The 21059-nt window shown below is 37.0% G+C and carries 21 protein-coding genes; 5 read left to right on the top strand and 16 right to left on the bottom strand.

The features are described from left to right. Positions 1 to 6: 6 nt before the first annotated feature. Together G622_RS23060 and G622_RS0114180 are read left to right on the top strand one after the other, a co-directional pair. Positions 7 to 804 (top strand): ATP-binding cassette domain-containing protein, encoded by a 798-nt coding sequence (locus tag G622_RS23060; RefSeq protein WP_049945879.1) that lies wholly within the window; start codon positions 7 to 9, stop codon positions 802 to 804. Continuing rightward, positions 788 to 1519 carry a hypothetical protein gene (locus tag G622_RS0114180; protein ID WP_026511249.1) on the top strand — a complete coding sequence of 244 codons (732 nt, stop codon included), beginning with the start codon at positions 788 to 790 and terminating at the stop codon, positions 1517 to 1519. Before G622_RS23060 ends, G622_RS0114180 begins: the two co-directional genes overlap by 17 nt. 62 nt (positions 1520 to 1581) lie before the next feature. Here G622_RS0114180 and G622_RS0114175 read toward each other — a convergent pair whose 3' ends face one another. The 4 genes from G622_RS0114175 to G622_RS0114160 form a co-directional block, all read right to left on the bottom strand. After that, positions 1582 to 1947 carry a hypothetical protein gene (locus G622_RS0114175; RefSeq protein WP_026511248.1) on the bottom strand — a complete coding sequence of 122 codons (366 nt, stop codon included), beginning with the start codon at positions 1945 to 1947 and terminating at the stop codon, positions 1582 to 1584. A 9-nt stretch (positions 1948 to 1956) separates the two neighbouring features. Beyond that, positions 1957 to 4029, bottom strand: a complete 2073-nt coding sequence (locus tag G622_RS0114170) for a glycogen debranching protein (protein ID WP_026511247.1) — start codon at positions 4027 to 4029, stop codon at positions 1957 to 1959. Between the two features lie 331 nt (positions 4030 to 4360). Further along, a complete protein-coding gene (locus G622_RS0114165; RefSeq protein WP_026511246.1) occupies positions 4361 to 5257 on the bottom strand; it encodes an alpha/beta hydrolase in 897 nt (298 codons plus the stop codon). A 42-nt stretch (positions 5258 to 5299) separates the two neighbouring features. Then, positions 5300 to 6679 (bottom strand): MFS transporter, encoded by a 1380-nt coding sequence (locus tag G622_RS0114160; RefSeq protein ID WP_044957747.1) that lies wholly within the window; start codon positions 6677 to 6679, stop codon positions 5300 to 5302. Positions 6680 to 6858: 179 nt separating this feature from the next. Between G622_RS0114160 and G622_RS0114155 the strand changes: the two genes are divergently transcribed. Continuing rightward, complete coding sequence (locus G622_RS0114155) at positions 6859 to 7758, top strand: helix-turn-helix domain-containing protein (RefSeq protein WP_026511244.1); 900 nt, start codon at positions 6859 to 6861, stop codon at positions 7756 to 7758. Positions 7759 to 7812: 54 nt separating this feature from the next. On the opposite strand, the gene G622_RS0114150 is transcribed toward G622_RS0114155, so the two are convergent. From G622_RS0114150 to G622_RS0114100, 10 genes are all read right to left on the bottom strand, one after another. Next, positions 7813 to 8577: a zinc ribbon domain-containing protein gene (locus G622_RS0114150; protein WP_026511243.1), complete on the bottom strand. Its 765-nt coding sequence runs from the start codon at positions 8575 to 8577 to the stop codon at positions 7813 to 7815. A 188-nt stretch (positions 8578 to 8765) separates the two neighbouring features. Then, complete coding sequence (locus G622_RS0114145) at positions 8766 to 9566, bottom strand: sugar phosphate isomerase/epimerase family protein (protein WP_049945878.1); 801 nt, start codon at positions 9564 to 9566, stop codon at positions 8766 to 8768. Then, positions 9563 to 10270 carry a ThuA domain-containing protein gene (locus tag G622_RS0114135; protein ID WP_026511241.1) on the bottom strand — a complete coding sequence of 236 codons (708 nt, stop codon included), beginning with the start codon at positions 10268 to 10270 and terminating at the stop codon, positions 9563 to 9565. The genes G622_RS0114145 and G622_RS0114135 overlap by 4 nt, the downstream gene beginning before the upstream one ends. Before the next feature lie 310 nt (positions 10271 to 10580). Beyond that, the gene (locus tag G622_RS23050) at positions 10581 to 11054 is read right to left on the bottom strand and encodes a hypothetical protein (protein WP_049945877.1); all 474 of its coding nucleotides are present in this window, start codon (positions 11052 to 11054) and stop codon (positions 10581 to 10583) included. A gap of 354 nt (positions 11055 to 11408) precedes the next feature. Next, positions 11409 to 11723, bottom strand: a complete 315-nt coding sequence (locus G622_RS0114125; RefSeq protein WP_026511240.1) for a hypothetical protein — start codon at positions 11721 to 11723, stop codon at positions 11409 to 11411. A gap of 200 nt (positions 11724 to 11923) precedes the next feature. After that, a complete protein-coding gene (locus G622_RS0114120; RefSeq protein ID WP_026511239.1) occupies positions 11924 to 12484 on the bottom strand; it encodes a hypothetical protein in 561 nt (186 codons plus the stop codon). A 281-nt stretch (positions 12485 to 12765) separates the two neighbouring features. Continuing rightward, positions 12766 to 14142: a RepB family plasmid replication initiator protein gene (locus tag G622_RS0114115; protein ID WP_026511238.1), complete on the bottom strand. Its 1377-nt coding sequence runs from the start codon at positions 14140 to 14142 to the stop codon at positions 12766 to 12768. An 870-nt stretch (positions 14143 to 15012) separates the two neighbouring features. Continuing rightward, positions 15013 to 15654, bottom strand: coding sequence for a hypothetical protein (locus G622_RS0114110; protein ID WP_026511237.1), 642 nt, complete (start codon positions 15652 to 15654; stop codon positions 15013 to 15015). Next, positions 15654 to 16415 carry a ParA family protein gene (locus G622_RS0114105; RefSeq protein ID WP_026511236.1) on the bottom strand — a complete coding sequence of 254 codons (762 nt, stop codon included), beginning with the start codon at positions 16413 to 16415 and terminating at the stop codon, positions 15654 to 15656. Before G622_RS0114105 ends, G622_RS0114110 begins: the two co-directional genes overlap by 1 nt. 942 nt (positions 16416 to 17357) lie before the next feature. Then, positions 17358 to 17987 carry a DUF3267 domain-containing protein gene (locus G622_RS0114100; RefSeq protein ID WP_026511235.1) on the bottom strand — a complete coding sequence of 210 codons (630 nt, stop codon included), beginning with the start codon at positions 17985 to 17987 and terminating at the stop codon, positions 17358 to 17360. A 351-nt stretch (positions 17988 to 18338) separates the two neighbouring features. Here G622_RS0114100 and G622_RS0114095 point away from each other — a divergent pair, with 351 nt between their 5' ends. Continuing rightward, on the top strand, positions 18339 to 19424 hold the full coding sequence (locus G622_RS0114095; protein ID WP_049945876.1) for a Cof-type HAD-IIB family hydrolase: 1086 nt from the start codon (positions 18339 to 18341) through the stop codon (positions 19422 to 19424). Between the two features lie 46 nt (positions 19425 to 19470). Here G622_RS0114095 and G622_RS0114090 read toward each other — a convergent pair whose 3' ends face one another. Both G622_RS0114090 and G622_RS0114085 read right to left on the bottom strand, forming a co-directional pair. Beyond that, entirely contained in the window at positions 19471 to 19692 is a 222-nt protein-coding gene (locus tag G622_RS0114090) for a hypothetical protein (protein WP_026511233.1), read from the bottom strand. A gap of 14 nt (positions 19693 to 19706) precedes the next feature. Beyond that, entirely contained in the window at positions 19707 to 19949 is a 243-nt protein-coding gene (locus G622_RS0114085; protein WP_026511232.1) for an immunity protein Imm33 domain-containing protein, read from the bottom strand. 388 nt (positions 19950 to 20337) lie between these two features. Between G622_RS0114085 and G622_RS23045 the strand changes: the two genes are divergently transcribed. Further along, positions 20338 to 20778 carry an NUDIX domain-containing protein gene (locus tag G622_RS23045; RefSeq protein WP_196814221.1) on the top strand — a complete coding sequence of 147 codons (441 nt, stop codon included), beginning with the start codon at positions 20338 to 20340 and terminating at the stop codon, positions 20776 to 20778. Positions 20779 to 21059: the final 281 nt, after the last annotated feature.

Here is a 21059-nt window from a genome sequence, read left to right as displayed (position 1 = left end):
AAATAGATGAAAACAAACGAAAAACTGGTAACACTGGAAAATGTATCTAAAAAATATAGTGGAAAGGCCATAATCGACGGTGTTTCTCACACTTTTTATAAGGGAGAATCCATAGTATTTTATGGGCATAACGGCTGCGGGAAGAGCACGATGCTTAAGCTTATCTCAGGGCTTATCTCTATTAGCGGTGGCAAACTGCAGTACCATGAAAAGCTTCGATTTTCCTATGTTCCCGAGAAATTTGTGGGGATGGAAATCGAGATGATCGACTATCTTCGCGGTATAGCGCGGATGGAGGGCGTGCCCCCTACTGTAATTGACACTCTGATAAGCGATTTTTTCCTTGAGTCCATGATTCACACCAGGATGGACAAGCTTTCTAAGGGGAGTCTGCAAAAAGTCGGCGTAATTCAGGCACTCATGGCGCCACACGAGGTCATTCTCCTTGATGAACCGCTCTCCGGCCAGGACGCTGAATCTCAGAAGGTTTTCATAAATAAAATGAATAAGCTGCGGGAGCATGGAATAACGATTTTCATGGCCTGTCATGAGAAAAAACTGATAGATGCACTCTCCGACAAAGTTTACACGATTGAGCATGGGAATCTTGTAGAGATCGATGCCTCAGACAAGTCTGCCTACTCCATATACGTGAAGAAAAATCCTTCACTGACTATGAGGTCCGATATGCGAAGTAACGGCGACCGCTACGAATTAACGGCAGAGGAAACAGCGCTCAAGGCGACCGTGCTTGGGTTATATGAAGATGGATGGGAGATAATTGGAATTGAAAAACTCGATTGAATTATATAGATTACGGCTAAAACTTCTAAAAAAAGGCCAGGTGCTTATCATACCGGTAGTTGCCACCGCACTTTTCATAGGAATAATGTATTCCATGGCCCCGATTGGGGTTACCAGCAGTTACCTGTTATCAGCAGCGTTTATGTACTTCGTATGCGTGTTCATTTCCATGACTTTGAACGGAAAAGAGAATGACGTGTTTGAGGAAACACTAATGCTGCACTGCAATAAGCCGCTTAATTATTATGTTTCCCGCGAGATTCTTCTTATTATGCAGTGCTTTGGCTATGCATTGATACTGACGATATTTCCGACGGTTCTGTTTTTGTTTAAAAGCTCCATGTTCATAAGACCCATAGGAAAATTGGATATTATTTTTGGCGGATTTTATATCTTTTTGAGCGGGCTATGCGGCATGGTGACTGGGGATTTCTTTCATCCACGATTAATCCAGAAGAGAAAAGACGCTATACTCGGTGCATTTGTGGTCACTGTTCTATCTATATGCAAAGAGGGGCTGACGGAATTTTTTGCACCGTTGTCAGCTTTGAATTTTGTACTTCCTCCCTTTATGAACGGTTTCAAGCTGGTTGGTAACACAGATATCTTCGAGCCTCACGGGATGCTTCTGATTTTTCTGCACATGGCTGTCTATACTATAGTTGTAGTATGCCTGAAAATCCGGATGCTTGAAAAGCGCAGGTTCAGATATTGATTCATGAAACGAATGAAAACAATAATCCAAACCATATTATTTATGTCAAAAAAGAAATAATCTCAGCCTTTCCCATAGACCCGAATCTGGGTAAGTGCAGGAAAAGGCGATGGATCATCTGCTTTAATGAGATCCCTCAAAATTAGCCATTCAATCGCTTTTGTGTGGAATTTAACTACCTGCCCCTGATCTGTTTTTATTAGGTTTATAGTTGAAATATCTCCATCAGAATATTCTACCGTTATCTGTTTCCACCAGTTATCATGCGGAAAATCTGCACGTTCATATATTACAAGCATTTGGGAAAAGCGGTTTACAACCATTTTTCCAATGGTGCTGACAAGCATAAATCCCATGACCATAAAAAGATCATGGGATTTTATAACTATATTAATATATCTGATATCTGTAAGTGCAGTTTCAAACAATCATCAGGCTCAATAAGTTCCTATGAGTAGCATCGAGCTACGAGGCATTAGTTTTATAGAGTCTTTACAAACCACACCCTTCATTTTTCCATTTTCATCACCTGAGTACAGGACAATTCTCCACTCCATCCCTTCCGGAATGATTGGAAGCTGTAAAATATGTTCTTCCCAGTGGGAATTTATTCCGCAGTATATAAAACAATCATTTTTTACTTTAAAATCTGCCTTTGGCTCAGCATACATAAAACCAAAAACCAGAAACGGTTGGTATCTGTCCATTTCCCATGCTTTTACGCCATGCCAGGAAAGTTCCGGATACCCTGAGGAATTGTAGTCACTATAATATATTTCCCGGCGAATTACCGGATGTTCTTTTCTAAATCTGATAAGGCACCTGACATAATCAAAAACGTCCTTGTACTTTTTAAGCCTGTTCCAATCAAGCCAGCTAATCTCATTATCCTGTGAAAATGCATTGTTATTACCATACTGGGTATTAGCAAACTCATCTCCTGCCAAAAACATAGGAATTCCGCGGGATAATAGAAGTATTGTCATTGCATTTTTCATCTGCCTTTTCCGGAGCGCATTTACTTCCTTATCGTCAGTTTCTCCTTCCGCGCCACAGTTCCAGGAACAGTTGTCATAGTCATGATCCATAGGTGATGGCAAGGCGTTAGTTTCATTGTGCGTCTGCTGATAGCTCACAGTGTCGTACAATGTAAAGCCATCATGGGAAATGATATAGTTTACCGATGAAGCCGGTGTTCCGTTGGCAAACATGTCAGGCGAACCCTCTATGGATCTGATAATATCAGGACCAGACTCTGCTCCGCCTTTAATAAAGCGCTTTATAGCATCTCTTGTTCTAGCATTCCAATCTGCCCATGTATTAGTGAAATGCCCTATTGTTGAAAGTCCCGATGGATCCCAGCCTTCTGAAATGAGCATTGTATGACTCAAAATCGGATCATCAGCAAGGGATTCCATAAGTGGTGGTGACAGCATGGGTTCTCCGTCCTGTCCCCTTACAAAAATAGGTGCCTCATCTACCCTGAATCCATCTACATGATAAGAGGATACCCAGTATCTTAAAGAATCGATGATAAAGTTGCGGACGATGGGATTGTTGCAATTTACGGTATTGCGACATCCCGTCAGGTCTGAATAAGTTCCGTCGGAATTCATAATATAGTAGGTTCTGTTATCGATTCCTCTAAACGAAATGTATTCTCCTTCATCTCCATATTCACCTGTATGATTGAAAACGATGTCCAGTACGATTGCTATTCCGTTTTGATGAAGCTTTTTTATCATATTCTTCATCTCATCAACAGCAAGTCCCTGCGGACCGGAATATGCGTATCCTGTCTTTGGAGAAAAATAGTTGCAGGTGACATAACCCCAGTAATTGCAACAATCTTTCGATACCCCAGGTATAAACTCTTCAAATTCAAATGTTGGCAAAAGCTCTATGCAATTAATTCCAAGTTTCTTGAGATATGGGATTTTTTCAACTATACCGGCATAAGTACCCTTGTATTTAACCCCGCTGGAATCATGTTTGGTAAAGCCTCGGACATGCATTTCATATATGACAAGATCTTCTGGATGAATTTCAAGAGGCCTGTCACCTTCCCAGTTATAGTCTTCACGAATAATACGCCCACGTCTCTTAAAATTAGAATCCTCATATGTATACTGATGCCATATATCACATCCTGAAACAAGCTTGGCATAAGGATCCACCAGAATTTTGGTAGGATCAAAACGATAGCCCTGAGATATATCATTAGGTCCATCAAAACGATAACCATACTCTGTCTCTTCCCAGTCGATATCAAATATCATGACAGAGTAAACGCTGCCCAATCTGAACTCATCCTTAAGTTCAAGAATCAGATATGGTTTTTTATCACCGCGATGATATAAAAGCAGCTCACATTTAGTTGCATCTTTGGAATAAATAGAAAAATTCACGCAGTTATCCGAAACAACTTCTGCACCAAAAGGCATAGGTCTGCCTATACGATATTTAACACCATTAAGTTCATGTGTCGGAAATTCATCAATTCTTTGCATATCTCTCCCTCATTGCATTCACAATATATGCAGTAATCGTCCCGGACTCGTTAATAGTTCAAAAAACTCATAAGTCATTACTCCAATAATGAAAAATTATGTGTATTCATTCTCATTTTACCATTTAATATTTGTAAACATTATTAAATTACCGTAAACACCTCATTAAAGGTTCACGACATCTCACAAGGTCCCAATAAATGGCATAGCAAAGTAATCTATGATCGCAAAAAAGAAAAAAGCTGCCAGATAAGCCTACAGAAAAAGAGTCCCAAAACATCACTGTTTCAGGACTCTTGCCTTTTATACCATATATAGTTAATCGTACTTCTTACATAAGATTCTTGAAGAACTCTACCTCATCGTCATTGCACTGTTCTGCCTCAGGAAGTCGCATATTGCAGTGGAATACATGTCCCAACTCTCCATTAGGACTTGTATAATACTTACAGGTAAACGGCACTGAATTCTTTATCATAACAGCTGCCATTTTAGGAAGCTCATCCTTTAAGAAGTCTCCGGTTGCAGACATAAGGAAAGACGGAGGATATGCAGCTGTAATATAGTTCCCTGCATTCATGACATCAAGATCTTCATCTGTTACCTTCTTACCAAAAAGGTCATCCATAAGAGAACCCATATTGTCATCTGTCTCGCTTACAGATTTAATCTCAAATGCAGCACAGTTAAATGCTATACCCTTAAAACTAAATTTGTCGGATACAGTGAAGTCAAATTTATCAGCGTATTCCTTATTTGTAAGGAAAGCTGCTGTAATGCCTATGAGTGTACCGCCTGCAGAATCACCTACACCAAATATATTAGTGAGATCGAATCCGTATTTATTCTCATTTTCAACAATCCAGTTTGCAACAGCACAGCTGTCCTCAAGACTTGAAGGGAATGTATATTCCGGTGCAAGTCTGTATGAATAGCAGACTACTGCAAATCCTCTCTGGCAGAGAGACGCTGAATAATATTTATAAACTTCCTTGTCACCATATACCCAGCCGCCGCCATGAATAACGACGATTACGGGAAGCTTTTGATCCTCCGGAACATTTGCCGGTCTGTATACATCGAGCATCTGCCACTGAGGGTGCTCACCCTTATTGCCATATGTGATATCACTGTATCTTTTTACATCAGCAGGAATTTCCAGTCCTGCATCCCTGACAGCATCACCTTCCGCAAAATTTGTTCTAATAAATTCACTAGCTTTTGACATTTTTACACCTCTTTCATAACGAAAAATTCTAAATTCTTTACTTTAAAATTCCACTACTGCTCTCTTAGCTTCAAGATCACTCTGAATCTGGTCGATATGCTTATCTATATTCATGATGATGCAAAGTGCCAGAACTACAAGTGAAAGGATTGCTCCAAAATATCCATATCCGAAACGGATAGATGCAAGAGCAGCCTCTGTCTGAACCTCTGCTGTACCAACATAACCACCGATAGCGATGATCCATGTGCATATTGCAGAACCAAGACCGATACCAACCTTCATACCAAAGCTTGTGCAGCTATTTACAAGACCTTCAGAACGAACTCCTGTCTTCCATTCACCATAGTCAACTACGTCTGCTGTTGTAGCAAAAATACCTGACATGATGGGACCTGTTCCAAATCCTTTAACGATAAGTCCTATAACTACAAGAGGAAGATTTGATCCTGCAGCACCAATGATCACTGAACCTATTGCCATGATAACGGCACCTGTGATCATGAGTTTTCTTTTTCCGAATTTAGCTACCAACTTGGGCATTGCAAGATTTACAATCATTGCAGGTATTGTTCCGGCAACTGATGTCCATGAAAGAAATGCAATGTTACCAAGTACACTATTGCAAAAGTAGTATGTCATTGAACCTGTTGCAACTACGTTGATGTACAGGAACATGAACATAAGGGCCTGAATAAAGAAATACTTATTCTTTAAAAGTGCCGGAAGTGCTTTTGAAAAAGGAACCTGCTCTACTTTAACTGTTCCGTCCTCTACTGCATCAACGTGCTCTCTAACTCCAAGGAAGCACAGAATGCACATTGCGCAGGCAATTGCTCCATATATAACAGAGATTGATTTCCAACCTACAGTTGCAATAAGATTAGCTGTAATAACGTTTGTAACAAGTGATGTAACCTGTGTCATTACAAATCTGATAGATGCTGTCTGAGCTCTATCCTGTACATCAAGTGTCATACGGCTAAGAAGTGCATTATAAGGCAAATTGTTAGCTGTATAGATAATGCAATTCTGGAAAATATAGGTCAGGTAGATGTAAACCAGTTTGCCGCTTGCGCCCAGCGATGCCGGAACATTGAATATCATAAAGAGTGAAATTCCCATAAGCGGTGCTGTCCACAAAAGCCATGGTCTTGCTTTACCATATTTTGTATTGGTCCTATCTACAAGTGCACCCATGATAAGATCTGTTATACCGTCAAATACTCTGCACAGGAGCATCATTGTTCCGATGGCTGCAGCAGCGATTCCTACAGTGTCTGTATAGTATCCTGTCAAAAAAGATGATGCAAGAGCTACGATTACGTTAGCTCCACAATCTCCTATACCATATGCGAACTTCTCACTTGCTGAGAGTCGCCCCTTTTTTTCTTCTTGCTGTTCATAAACTATTGCTTCCATTTGTAACCTCCAATCTTATATCGGGATCCCCCAATCCCGTTCAACGAATCTTAATATATAAAAACATGTCTAATTACTCTTTACATTTTTTATCTTAAAAATTACGTTTTCTTGACATCTGACATAAACTCTATATAATACTCAATAATTGCTATTTATACTTTTAAAAAGGATTTACCATGTCAGATTTAAACAATAAGGACATCTCTTATGAAGTTGTACATTACCACACAGAGATGCCCTTCAAGATATTGAATATTCACAAAAAGGATTTATACCCAAATAAAAATTTATCGGCTGTCAGCGATGTTCTCGATCACTGGCATAACGAGCTCGAAATAGTCTATTCTTATTCAAATGATGGAGAATATTATACAGATGGTATCGCCCATAATCTGCAGGAAGACCTGTTTATCATTGTTAACAGTCAGAGTATCCATAAAGTAATCTCAAACAGAACAACACCTTATGAGAAATTGCCTGCAACACTTACAACCGTACTCCAGATAAGCGACTCTTTTCTTCGTAATTTCATTCCAAACTTCGATGAGCTTTACTTTAAACCCGTTTTTAAGCCGGGTGAAAAAAGGCCCTCCGAAATAATGAAGGACCTTTCACAATATGCTGATGGCAAAACTTTGAACAAGTATGAAAACATGCGCCTTATTGGTCTTGTTCATGAGCTTTTATACTACATCTGTAAGGATGATCTGAGCCTTAAAGATACTGAAATGCCCGAAAAGAGCAGAAAAAATTCAGATATCTTAAGGAAAATCATTTCATATACTGAAGAAAATTATTATAGTGCTATAAACGAAATGTCTGTTGCTGATGCCTTCGGTTATTCCGCCAGTTATTTTTCCAGATTTTTCAAATCCAATATGGGAATAACCTATAAAGAATTCCTGACAAGAATGCGAGTCAATGCTGCCAAAGACAGCTTGTCCCAGACTCATAAGTCTGTTCTCGAAATTGCAATGGACTGCGGTTTCTCAGACTCGAGAGGTCTTATAAATATGTTCAATAAATATGAAGGCATTACGCCTCTTCAGTACAGGAAAAAATTTCAGAAAAACTAATATCCTGATGTAAATTTTCCTGCATGAAGTTGCTTCTGAAGACTTCCGAGCCTTTTATCTCTTTTTATACAGCACGAGCTCAGGGTTGGCGCCTTCTGCTTCGTAGGTACATACCATGATGAAATTCATCCCGGCAAGAACTCCGAAACATCTGTCACCGCCAAATTCTGACTCCAGCTGATTGCCAAGATATGTTTCATTGTCATCCAGAAATTTCACGCTTTCTCCGCTGGGAAGTCGGTATTCGAGATTGACATAGCTTCCCACAAGAGCATTAAGTCGTTCGACTTTCGGCAGGCCTTCTACATGAAGATCATTTATCTCTTTGATCAGCTGTTCCTTGAATGCTTCAAACTGCCCGTTGTCGCTGAGTTCTTTATATCTTTTCCAGTATTTAAGTTTGGGGAGTTCCTGCCTAAGGTAGCTGCGAGCCTGTTCCTCAGTAAATTCCTCGTTAACCATATTGGGAATGCAGACCTCAATCAGGTTGTCCATGTTGCCGTAGGTAAAAGTTCCATCAGCGTAGCACCATTTGCAGTAATCCTCATTTAAAGATCCGTCCTTATTTCTACCGATGATTGCGTCCTCAAGTGGCATGCCGCAGCATTGGCAAATAAGTTTATGGGGCGATCCGAGCAAAGTGTTGATCGAGACATTATAAAAATTTGACAGTAGTTTCAATGTCTCAGTATTTGGAACCGTCTCACCATTTTCCCAACGTGAAACTGCCTGTCTGGTCACAAAAACTTTTTCCGCCAGATCATCCTGCGAAAGGTTGTTCCTGGTTCTAAGTTCAAGTAAAACATCTTTTGTATCCATGCGAATCCCTCCTTTATGACAATTCTATAACAGAAATCATCATATTTCACGCAACTAGCTGTTGCCCTTTATTCCATGCTATGTTCTGTGGTTTTTGCTTAATGTGTGCCTTGCAATATCCTTCAAGATAATTATATTGAATTCATAGCTTTTGCCAAAAATGCCAACTGTTCAACAATTATTATTTTTCATAAATTCTGTAAATAAAAAGCAGATTTCTTTATACAATCCAGTTGGTCTTTTGCATCAAAATGTTCTATAGCAAAATAGCCGTTGTATCCCGATTTAAGTAGTGCTGTAACAACCTCTCCAATAGGAAGCCTTCCCTCTCCCACCGCTACTGCTTCATGGGATCTGTCTTTGCAATGAACATGCCTTATTCTTGCATGAAATTTATTAAATGCCTCAAGAACGTTCTCATTATACATAATAAAATTACCACAATCGAAGGTATATCCGACATTCGGGCACTTCTCAAGGAACCATTCAACACCGTTTTTTGCGGACATGGGAGAAGAAAAATCATCAAAATCTTCAAACAGGACACTTATTCCTAGTTCTTTTCCCATCAAAGCTGCCTTATTCATTCCTTCAGCCATGCGCTTTACTTCTTCATTTGAATCAAAAAAAGTTTTAAGGCGTGATTCATCTTGCATAGAGGCTTTTATTGTTGTGACATCATCGCCCCGCAAAAAACCGGGCACGATCATTATATTAGGAGCATCGAGCTCTTTCGCCATATTTAAATGCTCCTCTATCTTCCTGGTTTCATCATTGATCCCCATCTCATAAAACTCAAATATACAGCTTATTTTAAATCCGGCCTCCTTGATCTGCTTGGCAACGGTCTGACTTTCCTGAAGATGACTGAGACGTATTTCAAGGGCTTCTACACCAAACCCGCGTACTTCCAAAAGAATTTCCCTGATACTTTTTCCAGTCTGTTCATGTGCTTCTATTATGTGATCGTAAAATACTGATAGCTTCAATTCTTAATCTCCTTATTTTCACGGATTCCGCGCTGTATATTTTTTGGCGCGCAAAATCTCACGGCATTTGTGATGATTTTCTGTATTTCCGGAATATGATAGGTAGGACACGTCTCATGCCCCGGTTGGAAGTAGAAAATCTTTCCTTTTCCGCGCGTAAAAGTACATCCACTTCTGAACACATAACCGTTTGAAAACCAACCTGCAAAAATAACATCATCAGGGGCCGGTATATCAAAAGGCTCTCCATACATTTCTTCCTGCGGAATCGTTATGCACTCGGGAATGCCTTCAGCTATTGGATGCAGAGGATCAATGCACCATAGTCTTTCCTCTACATCATGCTTCCATTTTAGCGTCATCGTGCTTCCCATCAAAAGTCTTAGCATTTTTGAATAATGGGCAGAATGAAGCGCTATAAGCCCCATTCCGGACAGCACATGTGTACATATCCTCTGCGCTACCTCATCGGAAAACTCATCCTGTAACGCATGACTCCAGTAAATAAGGACATCTGTGCTGGATAATACCTCTTCTGTCAATCCATGTTCATCATCGTAAAATGTGGCAGTCCTCACTTCAAAATCATTTTCCTTGCTTAAAAAGCTTTTTATGTAACCATGAATTCCTTCCGGATATATTTTCTTTACTATATCCAATTCCTGGTCGTGTTTGTTCTCATTCCATACCGTTATGCGTATCATTCCTATTTATCTGACCTTTCATGCTTTTTAGTTTTAGCCCTATAACCCATCTGCCATATTCAAATATTTCCAAATTTGTTTTAATCAGCTACATTATTGTTTCAGATTATTCTGATGCTTTTTTCATGATAAAGCTTAATCAACTTTATTTCCACAGTTTCAAGGCTGAGTAACTTTGTTTTCTCATAATAATACCCCAGACCTTGTGATCTGGGGCACTGTTACTCTATATCTTTCTCTTACTTGCATGCTAAAGTCTTTTATCTCAAAATTATCAGAAAAAGGTTCAAAGCAAACGGATTCACTGGTCTCAAAACTCAAACTCAGAATAATCAAGCTCTTCTCCATCCATCCCTGTTTCTTCCATGTAGGGAACACCATCTCTTATTCCGAATTTTACAATCACATCAAAATCGTGATAAACACCCTCATAATCATAATCCACGTAATCTGCTTCATTTATGTACTTCTCAAGTTCCTCAGCAGCTTTAGCAACTTGTGGATCATGTGAATCACCTCCAATTGCAGGTCCTGTCGGTCCATGATAAGCAGTAAGCTGATAGGTATTGCCCTCCTCATCAGTACCAAGGATTAAGTAATCATAGGCGTCTTCAAGATCGTCAGAAGTATAAAACGGCTCCCCAAACAAATGCTGAAGACGTCCATAAGTCAGCGCCATCGAATTGGGATCCGACATAATATTTCCTATTTCACGGATCTGACTTCCCGGATACCATGCTTTTGCTCTTGCATCATCTTTAATAGATTCAAACCTGATTTTCATACCTTTTTCCTCCAAAAATTCTTCCCTCTATGTTTTAACAAACATAAGAAAGCTGTCATAGCATTTTTATTTAAGTAACAACGCTTCGCAAAAGGTATTATATCATTACATCTGTTTTCTTTACTATATGATTTACCCTATGAAGCAACTGCTTGTTTATGAGATTATTCTATGATTTCGGAACCTTACAATAAATGTACATTTAGGCAGAAACAGTATATCTATTTTTCTTTTAGAGAAGATTCATAGCGATTCTATAATTCCTTTATGATGGCTTCTTTTTCCACTCCTTAACTATGAAAAAAACTGCCAGGCTCTACATTTAGTCTGGCAGCGCATATTATACTTGAATTCTTAAATTTCCACGTTATCCTTTTTCTCTGCTTTATCCTTAACCGTGCCGATTACCCCTCCAATTAAAGCACCAATAAAATCTCCTGCAAAAATTCCTATGCACATTGCCGATCCGGTATGCCATATGCCAAATCCTACAACTACTCCAATAAAAATTCCGCAGGTCATCCCATAGCACATACCTTTTGAGCGCCATGTATTATCCTTCTTAACGCGATTGTCTTTCATGATGTTTGCTGTAGCAACAGCAAACATCACATATACGGGTGCCATAACTGCAATAAGACAGATCATAAAAATAGCTTTATTACTCATACGTTTCTCTCTATTCTCCTTTTCCTAAAACGACATACATTATAGCAAATATTCTTTATTATTTGTGGATCAATTGAGTGTGCAATTGCTGATGCCTTGCCAAAAAGGATTACCCTATTTTTTTCTACAAAAATACAACAAAAAAGGTGTGTCTCACAAATTCTATGGGACACACCTTTACTATATGTAAATTATTTCAATCATTTAATTGTAAGGTTTGATGTGAGTTTTTTGCCCTTGGTCTTCACAATGAATGAGTAGTACAAATACAGCTTTTGCCCTTTTTCAAGTCTGATGGTTCCAACACGTTTTTTAACCATAGAGCCACCTCTCTGTTGAGATGATATAGACATGCCATATGTACCTTTTGTTTTACAGCTTACGCCCGTCAGATAATCATCACCTTCATAGTGAAAATACGTAACAACGCCACCATATACCAATTCTTTGCCCTTGCACTTAAGATTACTGAGAGTTATCTTGTAAGTCTTTGTCTTTGGAGCTTCAAATACCAGAAATCCTTCAAATGTACCATTTGATTTATTCTGAACAACTTTATAGTTTCCGGTTTTATTTATGGTTACAACAGTCTCGTTAATCTCAACTACAGGTGAACCGGGATAGGCTGGATAGGCTGGTTTTAGTTTTAACGTCTTAGTTTTTGCAAACGCTGTCATTGGGCTGGCTAAGATAAATACGAATGCAAAGACAAGTGCCAGTGATATAATTCTCGATACGATTTTCCAAACTCTTATCTTCATGGTGACCTCCTAATCATAAATGTACTTATTGGTTTATAATTACTGTTCGGCTCTAAAGGAGTCTGATTTCTCTCGGCTATTATTCACTTTTTTTGCCATACACTCAGTATCCCACAAATTTTGGATGTGTTCTATGCCCTTAAGTGCAATAATTAAAAATTATTTCGAAAATTTCTATAAAAATGAAATAAAAGTGCATTCTGTCTACAGCTCAACAATCAAGTAAATCATTACTACGAGGCAACCACTTGTGGTACGAATGAAAATGTATTATATCAAATTTAATTATCAAGAAGATCCGCTTCCAAAGCATCAAAGTCTATATCATTCTGCTGAAAATTATTAAATGGATTATTTATTGTTCTTTGACGTTGTGCAGATCTATTTCCCTGCTCTATCATCTTACAAAGATAACCAACCTTATCCTCTATTGGCTCCTTCGTAGTATCATCAAGTCTCTTCTTAAACTGCAGGATGATCTGCATCATAAACATTGCATCTCTATTTAATCTCTCGACCTGCTTGCAGACTCTTTTAATCTCTTCATCTTCAAATTCAATGTAAGAAGCTTTTAAGAACAACTTAAGCTGCTGGAAAAGCTCATCATTAGCTTTTTCTTCAATAAGTTTATTCTGACTGGTTGTAATATACTGCTTAGCTTTGACAGTAAACAAATACCCAGCGGAAACTCCGTTTACTTTTTGAAGTTCATAATCAAAGGTAAAGTCGCATTCTTCAACTGCATTTATACTGTTTTTTGCTGGCTCAAGTACTCTTCTTTTTATGTCACCTACGTTATAGGATTCCGGTATAGAGAACTGATGCTTCATATCTTCAATAGAAATTCTGAAAACTCCAGGTGTTGCATTAGGAAATTCCTTGTAATTTTTCTTATTTTCAAGGAACCAATAAAGTGCTATCGTATATTTTCCCTGAAGCTGTGTTGTTACTTCAAGAGCTCCATATGCTCCATGCACAAGCTGCGAGCATAATGCCAGATCTTTAAAGAAATCTGAAGGTACAAATTCGATATATGCTGAGGATTCTTTACTGTTGCCTTTTCCATTGTGATATCTGAGGATATTGAACCAGGGAACTACTATCTCATCTTCTCCATCAGGACCAAGATCTTCAAATACAAGATGTCTCTCTTTTAGCTTCTTCGTTCCTTTTCTGAATACTGAGTACAGATATTTATCATCTGCATAGCGAGAATGACCAAGAAAGCTTGTCGGCTCTATTCTATATACTTTATTTTCAGGAAAAGAAGACATTGTTCCGAGAATAGCATCAAATACGATGTTTTCATCAGCTGTAAATTCCATTTTGCAATGCATAATGAGGGCATCGGTTCTGTATGCAATACCGACACCTCCCTTTTTCAGTGGATGCTTATTATCCTGAAGGGCAAGAAGTTTAAGAAGCGTCGTATGGGCATTATCATTAAACGTTTCTACAAGACTGTCTATAGAAATCGCCTTTTTTATATATTCTTTAAGCTGAGCTTCATCTTCTGAAATTACCGCCAGACCGTTAGAATCTACAACATCTGACTGAACTTCATCAAGATCTACAACTCCCCCAGTTACTGTATGGACGGTCTGATGCTCAAACTGTCCGAGTGTGTCCGTTAATGGTTGATAACTATCTCGTGTCATTTGTATTCCCCTTTACAGATGACAAGACTATAATTTGTCATGTCATCATTTATTGTATACCTGTTACCTATTAATTCATAGTGTGAAATCTGTCATCCGATTCAGACTCAATGACAATCAATTCATTTGTCATTGCAATACAATAGCCGCATAAATACTGAGATTATTTAGTGTGAAATCTGTCATTTAAAACATAAATACATGAATTTTACTTAGTGTGTTTTTTGTCATCACACACTGAACTTATGACAAATAATCCATTTGTCATTCTATTATAAAAAGCTGATAAATACGATATTTATTTAGTGTGTAATTTGTCATCACGACTTTTCGATGACATCTGTGTTATTTGTCATCGATTTTAGAAAAATCTTTGATTATCACACAAAAATTGACCGGCTTAGTCACTGCTTTCTTAAAATCAAGCCACTTTTTTGATGATTTTTTACGTTTTTAGTGTGAAATCTGTCAGCGATGACAGCAAAATCATTTGTCATTCATTAGTGTAAAATCTGTCATTAGATATAAACTGCAAAAATTTTTGTTTGTGTGATTTCTGTCAGCAAATTAGTGTGAAATCTGTCATGTAGTGTAAAATCTGTCATGCACTAGTGTAATTTCTGTCGGTGATAGTGTGATTTCTGTCGCTATTTAGTGTAATTTTTGTCATATCAAAAGCTCCTAAAGCCGCTATTTTACTGGATTTTTATCTACTCTCCTATACATACTATATGTAGATTAATATACTATTAATATCTATCCATGACAGACATAAAATATAGTTGTGTTTAAGTTGTCATTTTGCTTTCTTATATTTTTATAAAAAAAGTGTTCCTTATCTTTAAAATAAGAAACACCTAATTTTTAATACTATTTATTCTTTTTCATATCCTGCTCGATAAGATAATTTATATAGCCGGTAACACCGCCATATTTACCACCAACTGACTTGGCATACATTAAATTCTCAGCCTTAAGATTAAGGGAAATTTTATGATAATATCCTTCTCTTTTCGGTCTGCCAACTCTTGATTTATCCATTACATTGATCAGCCCATATTGTTCTGCTAAAAGCTTAAGAATATCTCTGTCAGGTGTAGGAGCAGCTTCTATTTCCGGCTTATTTATTAGTGTATCTGTTACAGGTTTTTCAATTTCTGGTACTTTGATTTCTGGAATCGGATTAGTTTCGTTAACCTCCACTGCTTTTATTTCAGGAATTGATTCAGTCTCTGGTACAACTACTGAAACTTCTTCTATGGGTTTTGCTACTATTTCTTCAACAGTTTTTTCAATTATTTCTTGGTGCTTTTGAATCTTTTTAGCTTCTGAAGGCTTTGTCTTGGTGGATTTTTCTTTAGTGGTTTCAGCTTTCTTTGCAGAGTCAGATGCCTTTGTATAGTTATCCAGCATTTCATCAACAATGGTTGTATTTTTCTTAGGTGAATGCTGTTCATCCATTCTTTTTTTGTTCAATGCATTTAATTTTTCTCTTCTTGATTGTGCTGCCATTATTTCATCCTCCTTACAAGTTTCTTTGCAACGCTTCTGTAGTCTTCAGCAGCGTTATTTTTAGGACTGTATTCTTGAATTGACTGTCTGAATGATTTACTTTCGCTTGCTATAATGCTCTTTCTTATGGTTTCCACTAATGGATTATCCGAAATCTCTGAAGAAATATCCTGGAGTGCTTCCTTTGCATTTTGATGCATAACAGTATTTTCATATTTGTTCAATAAGAGAAGCTCTATCTTTGCGTGTGAAACGGGGTGAGCTCCGTCCCTATACGTTACAAGGTCATTATGTACTTCCCATATTCCATCTATTGATCCATCATCTGCCTCTGTGGGAATAACAATACCATCTGATGCAACGTAGGCCATTGTAAGAAGTGTAGATCTGGAAGGACCATTATCTATGAGAATGAAATGGTAATTATCCTTTATCGGCTTTATAACGTCTTCTAAGAGGAATAGATCCTGATATTCGGTAAATGTTCTGTCTGCTTTTGAAAGTTCCTTTGAGCTGGCAATAACGTCAAATGTACCGCATTTTTGGATTGCATCAATTGTTGCACTTTCTGCCTGAAGTACATCAAAAATGGTAGGCTTTGATAAATCTGCATTAACATATTTTGAGAGGTTACCCTGTTGATCCAGATCGATGACAAGGACTTTTTTCTTTTGTGCAACAAACGCAGCTGCAAGTTCTATTGTTGATGTGGTTTTTCCAACACCACCTTTCTGATTGACTATTCCTAAAACTTTTCCCATGTAAAACTCTCCTCCAGTATAAAAAATAGAAAAATATATAAAATAAAAGATATACCTATATAAATAGATAGGTATTAAATGGATATATATTAAATAGATATAAAAAATATTTACCTATAAAAAATATATCAACAAAATATATGGCTATTTAAAATATAAATATACAAGATATAGATATATTAAATATAAAAAAATTAAATACAACAATATTATATACTAATATAAAAGATATACCTATAAAAAATATATCAATATCAAATATACATACACAAAAATATAGATATATCAGATATAACAATATTAAATATATAAATAATAAATATAGATATATCGAATATAAGAATAAAAAATATCCATATAAAATATAGCGATATAAATTATATAACTATATTATATATGGATATTTTATATATGTCTATTAAAAATATAAATATATAATATAGAGCAATATTATATATTGCCGTATAAAATATATAAATATTATATGATGCTATATAAAATATAACAATATAAGATAAACATATATGTTATGGCAATATATTAAATATATATTTATTATATATGTATACTTGATATTGATATATATTGTATATACATAAACATTTCTCTTTGCAGCGCCAGTTTGATATATATGATATATATCTATATAAAATATATATTTATTTAAAAACTTTGTTATTTTCTTCGTTTGTGCATTACTCATGACATTTTAGAATGTCTGTGACCTTGTAATCAAGCCATTTGTTGATAATTTTAATAGTATAAGATGTGATAGTTATTGTTCACACAGCTCTATGCACTTGCTGCACAGAGCGTGAAAATGATTATTTCTTGAATATGGGATTTGTCCCTTTGCCGAAAGCAACTGGAATTGGTAAATTCAGTTGCTGTGAGAACCGTAAGGGATGAACAGAATTTGTGATAGGTTAATCTTAGATATTTTCACTGAATCCAATAAGAATGAAATCCTCTATTAAACACCTTACCATCTTTAGGAACCTGACGGATAGTGTTGTAAACATTCAGATAATCTCCGACTGCACTCGCAACCATACCGAGAGAATACATAATGATTGAAAATGTTACTGGAAATGAAAAGTTCTGAGCAAATGCCAGCCAAGTTACATATGGCAGTATTCCCAACAACACTGCTGGTCCCAAAAGAACAATAATAAAATTTTTCTTAGTAATACAATCTTCGAAATATACAAATAGCATTTTATTCTCGGGCATTACGTAAATCTGCTTCTTTATATACTTAGGAAATAGAAATGCGTGAATGTATTCATGAATGTATTGAGACAAAAATAATAAAACTAACGCAATAAGCTGCGGAATAATAAAGCTTTCAAATGAAGCAATTGAAGGTTTTCCATACACGTTCAATATTCTAATTATAGCTAACACAATCATAAGTAAAAGGATAGGAACTGCAAACAACAAGCCCAATGCAAATGCCTTATCAGATGAATCCGGCTCAACAAATGGAACACTCCCTTCTGGAAGAGGTTCTCTAGATGAAATCTGTTCGATATCTCCCTTTATTTTTCCTTTAAATTCAATATTCCACATATAAATAATACTCCTTCGATGATTTTTTAATAATTGGATATTATAACAATGTATATCAATTATTGGAACAAAATAAAGAAAGAGTTGATAAAGTACGAAATAGTACAGTTCTATTCTATATGGCATTCTTCCTACATAAAACTTCATCAGATGTGTCTTTGAATATCTGAGTTGAGTAAAATATTTAAGACAAATGACTGTAGGAGAGTATCAGAAAAAAAGTGAGACTTGACCATTAGGATTATAATAACACTAGTACAGCGCACGGAAAATAACTGGTCTAATTCGACACGGTTATTCAAGAAACGATGTACTAGATAAGAACGTGTTTTTCAAGGAGTTATTTATATAATGACAGGAAGGCTATCAAAGAGTAGCGTGAAACATATCGAAGATGTGTATTTTACCAGGACATATTATGGCAGGGAGGATGGCAGAGAATATATAGCGGTATCTGTACGATGCCCTGTTGAGGAAGCAAAGGAATATGCTGCCGGGATTTTGAAACTTAATGAAGATGAAGTAGTTGTTGTTCCTGATTTGTGGTATGCAGATGATGAGGACCTATACGATACTGATCCTGGCTTTGTATGCAGCAGAGTAAACGTATTTCATAAGAGGATTCCGCTGTGTGGTCTTATTGCAGTCGACATGGATGCTACTTTATTAAGGAGTGACAAGACGGTAGATTCTTCTACTATCGGTGATATAGATAAAGCAGTTGATGAAGGAGTGAACCTTGCGTATTGTACCGGAAGGGCTCTTGTTGAAATGAAAAATTACTTTAAAGAGCTTCCGCAGATAAGATATGCCATCTGCTACAGCGGGGCTATCATCTATGACTGCATAGAGAAAAAGCCTATTTACAAAAATGAAGTAGATGCTCAGTTCTTTGAGCCGATTATTGCAATTGCTCAGAAGTATGGTGGGATGCTAACATTTCTTACGGAAGATGAATCCATTGTTTCTGAGGATGACCTTGAGCATATGGAAGATTTCCATATGGGAGTATATAAGCCAATGTATATGAAGGTCACAAGGCGTGTAAAAGATATGAAAGAAGAGAGCGCCAAGCATTCTTCAATAACAAAGATTAACATATATTTTAGAAGTGCCGAAGACAGGGAAAAAGGATATTCTGAATTAAAACATCTTCCGCTAGAGTTTGCATATGCTGAAAAGACAAGCTTGGAGATGAATGCCAAGGGTGTTACTAAGGGCATGGCAATGCTTAAACTCGCAGAACTATTAGGTGTTCCTGCAAATAAAACAATGGCTATAGGTGATGCGGATAATGACATAGATATGCTTAAAAGAGCAGGTTTTTCCGTAGTGATGGGCAATGCAAAACAAAGTATAAAAAAGCTCGCTGATATGGTCACTAAGGATAATGATCATAACGGAGTGGGATACGCAATCAGATCCATGGTGGGATGAACCTTAATTATGGAAAGATAATGCGTGCAGGCAATCCTGCTATTTATTATCTTTCCATAGCATCATCCTCTTTTAGTAATTTCTTGAGATTTTCAGGCTTACCGATACAGCCTGTGTTACCGTTAAAGCTTCCAAGAGTAGTAACTCTGAAAGGTGCAAATTTCATGCCCAAAACTATTCCGGCAAGAACCAGACATATTCCGGTAAGAACTATTTCTGTTTTGCTGCATTCGCCTCGCTGTATTTTTGATATATGTTCTTTTATCATTTCAAACAAACCTCCTACTCTGGGATTCTTTCTCCAGTCTCTGTATAGACAAAGTGTTTTTTTCCATCTTCATATTCAAGTGTAAGATCAGTACCAACAGGCATATCAAATATTGAAGAAATGGCCGGTTCAATTTCAAACAGCGTTCCCCAGTCGCATACAACCATAATAGATGGATTCTGCAGAAACTCATCTGTGTCTGTCTCTGATAAAAACCTCCAACCATTATCGAGGTCATTAACGCTCTTTTCTCTAATACACCATTTAAGTCGCCCTTAGTTTTCCAAGATATTTCTGGAGGCAATTGATCCGCCCATATTCATGCTTTGCATAATGCATGTCCGCCTACTTGTTTAATGGATATCGGTATCTATTATAAGCTTTTTACAGCTTTTGCAGAAGTATGAATCCATATATTCCTGTTTTTTTCAGAAAAACGGAAATCGTACTGCACCAGATTCTCGCAAGGCGAGGAGTGTGTCCTGCGTGTGGGGGCATTAAAGGTGCCGCTTGCAGTATCTGTATCTGACTGGAGTATGTCAGATATAAGGGATTCTGGTTGTTTTTATATAGTCAATCAGAGTCCTTTTTTTGTATAATTGTGGAATAGGATTAAGTTATCAGACTAATATGGGAATGGTAGATATGGTATACAGAAAAAAGAATTATTTGTTGGGGCAATTAGATAATATCGAGTTTGTTGTGGTTCTTACAAAATATCAGAATAAGTGGGTGTTTTGCTGGCACAAACGCAGGAAAAGCTTTGAGAATCCTGGTGGTCATGTAGAACATGGTGAAACGCCAATGCAGGCGGCAAGACGTGAGCTTTACGAAGAGACAGGTATTACTGACTGTGAAATGATTCCTTTGTGGGATTATGAGCAGCCCTGGGATGATGGGATCCACAAAAACAATGGCCGCTTTTTCCTTGCTATAGCACATTCTCTTGGGGAACTTCCGGAAAGCGAGATGGAAAAGATAGAACTTTTCAATGCTGTACCGGAGAACTTTACATACGACAGAGGTGATGCTATTAAAGATTTCGAAATGGCCCAAAATATGCTAAAAGCATGGGAGCGTGATTGAGCAAATAGAGGGAATAGAGTTTGAAAATATGCTTAGAAAGTATGAGAGAATAAAGATATACCTATTATTGATTTTTGTTTTAGTTTATTTTGAGATTAATATAAGAATATAACTTGGATGACCATGTTTTACGAATGGCGTTTTTACTGATAAAAAAAAGCTATAGCTATCAATATAAAATGTGTATTATGAAAATTCTTTTGGCTATGTCATATTTAAAATAGGCAATCAGTATGTGTGCTAGTGTGCTGACATGTTGATATTTAATCAAATTATCTCTA

The organism is Butyrivibrio sp. LC3010 (assembly GCF_000424385.1).
GTDB lineage: Bacteria > Bacillota > Clostridia > Lachnospirales > Lachnospiraceae > Butyrivibrio.
This window is presented reverse-complemented; position numbering and strand designations above follow the sequence as displayed.